The sequence below is a fragment of the Bradyrhizobium sp. PRIMUS42 genome, from assembly GCF_023006515.1.
Classification (GTDB): Bacteria; Pseudomonadota; Alphaproteobacteria; order Rhizobiales; family Xanthobacteraceae; genus Bradyrhizobium.
Genome location: NZ_JALBGZ010000498.1, coordinates 1 through 4,841, shown reverse-complemented (window position 1 = coordinate 4,841; position 4,841 = coordinate 1). Strand labels below are relative to the sequence as shown.

Genomic DNA, 4,841 nt, shown 5'->3' with positions numbered 1-4,841 from the left:
ATCTCGCAGCCGAGGCCGATGGCGAAGCGCGGTTGCGGCAGCGGGTGCGGCGCGACGGGGCGGCGCACCATCTGCGCGATCGAGAAATAACGCGTGCCGTCGGACAGCTCGATCACCTGCTTGAGCAGGCGATCCGGCGTGTCGAAGGTCGAGTGCACGTTCCACAGCGGACAGGTGCCGCCGAACTTCGAGAACGGGAAGGTGCCGGAGGAGAAGCGCTTGGAGACGTTGCCGGCATTGTCGACGCGCAAGAGGAAGAACGGAATGCCGCGCGCGTTCGGCCGCTGCAGGGTGGTGAGGCGGTGGCAGACCTGCTCGAAGCCGGAATTGAAGCGCTGCGCCAGCACGTGGATGTCGTAATTCAGGGCTTCGGCCGCGGCCAGGAACGCCGGGTAGGGCATCATCACGGCAGCAGCGAAATAGTTGCCGAGCGTGATGCGGAACAGACGGCGCGGAGCATCGTCGAGCGGGCCGGCGCGGCCGATGATGGTTTCCAGGGCTTGCGCGCATTCACCCAAGCCAAGCTGGAAGGCAAGCTGGAAGGCGCGGCCGGGCGGATCGACCAGCTCGGAGATCAGCAGCTGGCGGCGATGACGATCGAACCGCCGGAGCGTCTCACGCATCACGTCGACAGGCATGACGCGGGTCTGGATCGAATGCTTTTCGCGCAGCCGCGCCGCGAGCGCTGCATAGAGCCCCTCGGCCGGGACGTTCAACTCGTCGCGAAGAGTCTCCGCGGCCTGCTCGAGCTCCGGAAAATAGTTGCGGTTGGCCTCGATCAGCTCGCGCACGCGCTCGACCGGATTGGCCTCATAGCGGGTGCCGACGTCGCGGTCGGCCATCTGGGCGGCGGCGAGCGTCTCGCCCTGCCGGGCCTCGGTATAGGCGGCGTAGAGCCGCTGCAGCGCATGGGTGACGCCGGGGCAGAGCTCGGCGAGGTCGCGCAGCTCCTGCTTGGGAACGTCGATCTGGCGGAACAGCGGATCGGAGAAGATCTCGTTGAGCTCGGCAAAGAAGCGGTCCTCGTCGGCGGTGGCGAGGTCGCGCAAATCGAGGTCGTAGGTCTCGGCCAGCCGCAGCAGGATCTGCGCCGTCACCGGACGCTGGTTGCGCTCGATCAGGTTGACGTAGCTCGGCGAGATCCCGAGCCCCTCGGCGATCTGGGTCTGTGACAGCCCCAATTGCTGCCGGATCCGCCGGAACCGGGGGCCGACGAAGAGTTTCTTGCCGGTATTGGCGGGCATTTCTCAGGGTCTCCGTGCACATCAAAGGACAGTTTTGCTGACCTATAATTTTTACAAACTTTACAAAATAACATCTAGTACATGTTCTGATGTTACATGACATCACCAATAAGAAACAAGACGTCTATACGAAGTTTCTGTTTTGGCGTTTAGCTCCTGACACGCATCTCGCAATGCACTGTCAAGAATGTCGATGGCTAGCCATCGTCAGCAAGAGGATCAGGCACATGAACTACCAGCCGCGCGGCATCAGCACCTTCCAGGGCCCGGGTTCGTATCAGGACGAGGTCAAGGCGGCCCAGGCGCTGCTCGAGACCCAGCCAACTTGGAACGGCGTGTCGGCCGAGGCCGTCGCGCGCATGCGCCTCCAGAACCGCTTCAAGACCGGTCTCGACGTCGCCCGCTACACCGCGGCGCTGATGCGGGCCGACATGGCCGCCTATGACAACGACCCGACCAAGTACACCCAGTCGCTGGGCTGCTGGCACGGCTTCATCGCCCAGCAGAAGCTGATCTCGGTCAAGAAGCACTTCGGCGGCAAGACCGATCGCACCTATCTGTACCTCTCGGGCTGGATGATCGCGGCGCTGCGCTCCGATTTCGGCCCGTTGCCCGACCAGTCGATGCACGAGAAGACCTCGGTGCCGGCGCTGATCGAGGAACTCTACACCTTCCTGCGTCAGGCGGACTCGCGTGAACTCAACGACATCTTCCGTCTCCTCGACAAGGCGCGCAAGGAAGGCGACAAGACCCGTGAGAAGGAGCTGATCGCGAAGATCGACAACTTCCAGACCCACGTCGTGCCCGTCATCGCCGACATCGACGCCGGCTTCGGCAACGCCGAGGCAACCTATCTGCTTGCCAAGAAGATGATCGAAGCTGGCGCCTGCGCGCTCCAGATCGAGAACCAGGTCTCCGACGAGAAGCAGTGCGGTCACCAGGACGGCAAGGTCACCGTGCCGCACGAGGTGTTCATCGCGAAGATCCGCGCCTGCCGCCACGCCTTCCTCGAGCTCGGCGTCGAAGACGGCGTTATCGTGACCCGCACCGACTCGCTCGGCGCCGGCCTGACGCAGCAGATCGCCGTCAGCCACAAGCCCGGTGATATCGGCGACCAGTACAACAGCTTCCTCGATTGCGAGGAAGTGACGGCGGAGAACGCCCGCAATGGCGACGTCATCATCAACCGCAACGGCAAGATGATGCGGCCGAAGCGGCTGCCCTCCAACCTCTACCAGTTCCGTCCTGGTACTGGCGAAGACCGCTGCGTGCTCGACAGCATCACCTCGCTGCAGAACGGCGCCGACCTGCTCTGGATCGAGACCGAGAAGCCGCATATCGAGCAGATCGCCAAGATGGTCGATCGGATCCGCAAGGTCGTCCCGAATGCGAAGCTGGCCTACAACAATTCGCCGTCCTTCAATTGGACGCTGAACTTCCGTTGGCAGGTCTACGACGCGATGAAGGAAGCCGGCAAGGACGTCAGCAAGTACAACCGTGCCGAGCTGATGAAGCCGGAATACGACGATACGCCGCTGGCGCAGGAAGCCGACGAGCGCATCCGCACCTTCCAGGCGGATTCGGCCAAGCGCGCCGGCATCTTCCACCACCTGATCACGTTGCCGACTTATCACACGGCGGCGCTCTCGACCGACAATCTGGCGAAGGAATATTTCGGCGAGCAGGGCATGCTCGGCTACGTCAAGAACGTGCAGCGCGCCGAGATCCGTCAGGGTATCGCCTGCGCCAAGCATCAGAACATGGCCGGCTCCGATATCGGTGACGACCACAAGGAGTACTTCGCGGGCGAGGCTGCCCTGAAGGCGGGCGGCGCCCACAACACGATGAACCAGTTCGGCTAACGCAGCACGCACCGAAACAGGAGACTGACAATGACCAAAGGCAGCAATTTCTGGGTGATCGGCGGCGAGTTCGGTTCGATGAACTTCCACAAGCTGGTGGAAGGCTCGGCCCAGGTGCAGGGTCCGTTCAAGACCCGCAAGGAGGCTGAGGATGCCTGGCGCATGGTCTCGGAAGAGAACCGCCACAAGGCCGGCGTCCGCTTCTCGATCGTGGAAGAGCCGTCGCGCGTCTCGGCCTGACGCCCTGAATTAAGAAGACGTCCAAGGACGGATGGTCCCATCCAGGCTCTGCCTGGGTGGGATCGTCTGTTTTTGGCACAGGTGAAACGGCTGTGGGCGCCGTAAGTATCTGGAATTGTGGGCCTTTGCGGAGGATGTGGTTGCTGATAGGTTAATGGCGGATAGTCGAGGACGAGGCCGACAATGTCAGAGCCCGAAACCAGCGGGACCCATCCCGGCCAGCCGCGCCCGGTGCGGCTGCGCGATGCGCTGCTGCGCGCGCGGATCGAGGCCGCCGATCGGACCGGCGTCGTCGTCGATCTCAGGGACGCCGAGGTGGCGCGACTCGAGATTCTCAACGACGCGCTCGATCCGCTGTTCGCGCAGGTGCCTGATCAGATCGACCTGTTCGACCGCGGCATCAGCCAGGGCGATACGCCGAGACTGTGGATCGACGTTGTCGCGCACATCGTGATGGGGCGCGACAAGCGCATGTACCGCTTCGTCCAGGACACCCGCTTCGGCCGCATCGTGCTCGCCGAATCGCACGACACCGCCGTGATCGTCGAGGCCGTCACCGACTATGTCGCGCGCCGCATGGTCGAGCGCGAGCACGCGATGGTGGTCCCGCCCGAATCGAAGCCCGAGGTCGCGCCGCCGCGACGCTCGCGCTTCTGGCCCTTCGTGTTCGGCTTCCTCCTCGGTGCCGCCGCGCTGTTCGGGGTTGCCGTGGTGGCGGCGTTGCGGAGCTGGTGAATCTCTCTCTCGGACGTCATTCCGGGGCATGAGAAGCATGAACCCGGAATCTCGAGATTCCGGATTCGATGCTGCCGCATCGCTCCGGAATAACGGCATGGGCTCAAACCAGCCTCACATGCTTGATCTGCCCGATCTGAAATCCGGCTCCCAGGCTCCGCACCGTTTGCTCACAGCGCCAGCCGGCATTGTCCTTCTCGATCGTGAACAGATTATACGCCGCCGCCGGGTAGTGCCCGTGCGCGAGCGCGGAGGCCGAGGGCACGCCGAGCGCGGGAATGTTGCCGTTCGGCCCCTCGAACCACATCGTCGAATGAATGTGATCGTGCCCGTGCAGGATCAGCTCGACGCCATGGCGCTTGAGCAGCGCCAGCAGCGCGGCCGAATCTGTCATTCGCTTCTGCCGCGCGCCGGACTTCAGCGGATGATGCACCAGCAGCACGCGGAACACGTCTTCAGTCGCGAGCCGTTCGAGCACTGCTGCGAGCGAGGCGAGCTGATCGCGCCCGAGCGTGCCCGTCGCCATCAGCGGCAGGGTTGGCACCGCCGTCGACAGGCTGATCAACGCGAGCGGCCCGCGCCGGCGCACGGAGGGAAAACCGATGCTGCCGTCGTCGCCCGCAAGATAGGGGCCAAACGTCTCGCCGAAGCGATGCGAGGTGGCGCGAACATAGGCGTCGTGATTGCCGGGGATCGCGGTGACGCGGTCGGGCGGGCCGACGCCGTCGAGCCAGGCGCGGGCAGGAGCGAACTCGGCTTC

The 4,841-nt window shown here is 63.9% G+C and carries 5 protein-coding genes; 3 read left to right on the top strand and 2 right to left on the bottom strand.

The features are described from left to right. Positions 1-1,244: short-chain fatty acyl-CoA regulator family protein (locus tag MOV75_RS27640; RefSeq protein WP_247006946.1), on the bottom strand; the 1,244-nt coding region annotated here is incomplete at its 3' end. Positions 1,245-1,471: 227 nt separating this feature from the next. Between MOV75_RS27640 and MOV75_RS27635 the strand changes: the two genes are divergently transcribed. From MOV75_RS27635 to MOV75_RS27625, 3 genes are all read left to right on the top strand, one after another. Next, on the top strand, positions 1,472-3,106 hold the full coding sequence (locus tag MOV75_RS27635) for an isocitrate lyase (protein WP_246931204.1): 1,635 nt from the start codon (positions 1,472-1,474) through the stop codon (positions 3,104-3,106). A gap of 30 nt (positions 3,107-3,136) precedes the next feature. Then, a complete protein-coding gene (locus tag MOV75_RS27630) occupies positions 3,137-3,346 on the top strand; it encodes a hypothetical protein (protein ID WP_246931205.1) in 210 nt (69 codons plus the stop codon). A 183-nt stretch (positions 3,347-3,529) separates the two neighbouring features. Next, on the top strand, positions 3,530-4,081 hold the full coding sequence (locus tag MOV75_RS27625; RefSeq protein ID WP_247006945.1) for a hypothetical protein: 552 nt from the start codon (positions 3,530-3,532) through the stop codon (positions 4,079-4,081). A 103-nt stretch (positions 4,082-4,184) separates the two neighbouring features. Here the strand turns inward: MOV75_RS27625 and MOV75_RS27620 are convergent. Continuing rightward, on the bottom strand, positions 4,185-4,841 hold a 657-nt coding region (locus MOV75_RS27620), incomplete at its 5' end, for a metallophosphoesterase (RefSeq protein ID WP_247006943.1).

Bases quoted from the DNA above. Each gene is read 5' to 3' on its own strand.
- MOV75_RS27635 (WP_246931204.1), top strand. From the start codon at position 1,472: ATGAACTACCAGCCGCGCGGCATCAGCACCTTCCAGGGCCCGGGTTCG.
- MOV75_RS27630 (WP_246931205.1), top strand. From the start codon at position 3,137: ATGACCAAAGGCAGCAATTTCTGGGTGATCGGCGGCGAGTTCGGTTCG.
- MOV75_RS27625 (WP_247006945.1), top strand. From the start codon at position 3,530: ATGTCAGAGCCCGAAACCAGCGGGACCCATCCCGGCCAGCCGCGCCCG.